Genomic DNA, 2,264 nt, shown 5'->3' with positions numbered 1-2,264 from the left:
GTTCGCCGCTCTGCCGTTCCTCACCCGCATCCCGGCGCGAATGATCGGCCTCGGCGTGCGGAGAGAGCATATCCGCTCGCCGGACGCGGGGCTCAGGCGGCAACACGCTCCTCAGCCATCGCCGCCTCGAGGTTCTTGACGATCGCTTCGAAGAATTGCTCGGTCGTCATCCACGCCTGTTCCGGCCCAACGAGGAGCGCGAGGTCCTTGGTCATCTGGCCGCTCTCAACGGTCTCGATGCACACCCGCTCCAGCGTCTCGGCGAAGCGGACGACGTCGGGCGTGTCGTCGAACTTGCCGCGATACTTGAGGCCGCCGGTCCACGCGAAGATCGATGCGATCGGGTTGGTCGAGGTCGCCTTGCCCTGCTGGTGCATCCGGTAGTGCCGGGTCACCGTCCCGTGCGCCGCTTCGGCCTCGATGGTCTTGCCGTCCGGCGTCATCAGGACGGAGGTCATCAGGCCCAGCGACCCGAAGCCCTGCGCCACCTGGTCCGACTGCACGTCGCCGTCGTAATTCTTGCAGGCCCAAACGAACTTGCCGCTCCACTTCAGCGCCGAAGCAACCATGTCGTCGATCAGGCGATGCTGATAGGTGATCCCGACAGCTTCGAACTTCGCCTTGTATTCGCTGTCGTAAATCTCCTGGAAGATGTCCTTGAAGCGGCCATCATAGGCTTTCAGGATCGTGTTCTTCGTCGAGAGATAAAGCGGCCATTTGCGGCCGAGGCTGTACTCGAAGCAGGCATGGGCGAAGTCCCGGATGCTGGCGTCGAGGTTGTACATGCCCATCGCGACCCCCGAGCCCGGGAAATCGAACACGTCATATTCGAGCTTTTGCCCGTCCTCGCCAACCCAGGTCATGGTCAGCTTGCCCTTGCCCGGCACCAGGAAGTCGGTCGCTCGATACTGATCGCCGAACGCATGTCGGCCGACGACGATTGGATCGGTCCAGCCCGGGATCAGCCGCGGCACGTTGGAAATGACGATCGGCTCGCGGAAGATGCAGCCGCCGAGGATGTTGCGGATGGTGCCGTTGGGCGACTTCCACATCTTCTTGAGGTGGAATTCCTCGACCCGCGCCTCGTCCGGCGTGATCGTCGCGCACTTCACGCCGACTCCGTGCTGCTTGATCGCGTTGGCGGCGTCGATCGTGACCTGATCCTCGGTGGCGTCGCGGTTTTCCACCGACAGATCGAAGTAGAGAAGGTCGATGTCGAGGTAAGGCTGGATCAGCCGTTCGCGAATCCACTGCCAGATAATGCGAGTCATCTCGTCGCCATCGAGCTCGACGACGGGGGTCTTTACCTTGATCTTGGCCATGGGATGTCCTGCGCTTTTCCGGGGTTGGCGGCGCCTTAAGATGGAGCAGAAACGCGCGCAACCGCAGCGTTGTGCCGACGTTCGTCGCTCTCTAAGGGTTCAGCCATGGCCGAGCTCGACACCCATGACAGCCCGCTGCCCACGACCACGGTCAAGTGGCGCTTTCCATCGATCCATCCCGAAGGCCGCAAATACACGGTCGTCGCAGTCGCGATCGCGCTGTTCTTCTATTTCGTGGTCAGCCATTTCGTCGGCTGGCTGCTGGTCCTGGTCGCGATCTGGGTCGCGACCTTCTTCCGCGATCCCATCCGGACGACGCCTCGTGGCGACAGGCTGATCGTCGCCCCGGCGGACGGCCTCATCACGATGATCGTCAAGGTGCCCCCGCCGCCCGAGCTTCGCGGTCCCGACGGCCTTGCCGATGGCGGCTATACCCGCGTGTCGATTTTCATGAGCGTGTTCGACGTCCACATCAACCGGACACCGATCACCGGGAGGGTGAAGCGGATCGTCTATGTCCCCGGAAAGTTCCTCAACGCTGACCTCGACAAGGCGAGCGAGGACAACGAGCGGCAACACTTCCTGGTCGAGGGCGCCGACGGCCTGCGCATCGGCTTTACCCAGATCGCCGGCCTGGTCGCACGCCGCATCCTGTCGTTCGTCAAGGAAGGCGACCCGGTCGAGGCCGGACAGCGGGTCGGACTAATCCGCTTCGGCAGCCGGGTCGACGTCTACCTGCCCGTGGGAACCGCGCCACGCGTCCTGCTCGGGCAGCGGTCGATCGCCGGAGAGACTGTTCTCGGCGAGGTCGGAGCCGAGGGAACCCTGACTGGCAGCAGCCAGTGAGCGACGAGCGGGAGCCGCGCGGAATCCCGTTCCGAGCTATGGCCCCCAATGCCGTCACCGCCCTCGCGCTCTGCTTCGGCCTGACCGGCGTCAGGT

The 2,264-nt window shown here is 63.8% G+C and carries 2 protein-coding genes and 1 pseudogene; 2 read left to right on the top strand and 1 reads right to left on the bottom strand.

Annotated elements, in window-relative coordinates; translation table 11 throughout:
* Nucleotides 1-92: 92 nt before the first annotated feature.
* Entirely contained in the window at nt 93-1,322 is a 1,230-nt protein-coding gene (locus JOZ79_RS04540) for an NADP-dependent isocitrate dehydrogenase (RefSeq protein ID WP_294071221.1), read from the bottom strand.
* Between the two features lie 105 nt (nt 1,323-1,427).
* Here JOZ79_RS04540 and JOZ79_RS04535 point away from each other — a divergent pair, with 105 nt between their 5' ends.
* Together JOZ79_RS04535 and JOZ79_RS04530 are read left to right on the top strand one after the other, a co-directional pair.
* On the top strand, nt 1,428-2,168 hold the full coding sequence (locus JOZ79_RS04535) for a phosphatidylserine decarboxylase (protein ID WP_294071218.1): 741 nt from the start codon (nt 1,428-1,430) through the stop codon (nt 2,166-2,168).
* Nucleotides 2,165-2,264 (top strand): annotated as a pseudogene (locus tag JOZ79_RS04530) (CDP-diacylglycerol O-phosphatidyltransferase); the annotation flags it as partial. The gene JOZ79_RS04535 and the pseudogene JOZ79_RS04530, both read left to right, overlap by 4 nt.

The sequence above is a fragment of the Sphingomonas sp. genome (assembly GCF_019242355.1).
Taxonomy (GTDB): domain Bacteria; phylum Pseudomonadota; class Alphaproteobacteria; order Sphingomonadales; family Sphingomonadaceae; genus Sphingomicrobium.
This window is presented reverse-complemented; position numbering and strand designations above follow the sequence as displayed.

Coding starts and splice junctions, on each gene's coding strand:
- JOZ79_RS04535 (WP_294071218.1), top strand. CDS start 1,428: ATGGCCGAGCTCGACACCCATGACAGCCCGCTGCCCACGACCACGGTC.
- JOZ79_RS04540 (WP_294071221.1), bottom strand. CDS start 1,322: ATGGCCAAGATCAAGGTAAAGACCCCCGTCGTCGAGCTCGATGGCGAC.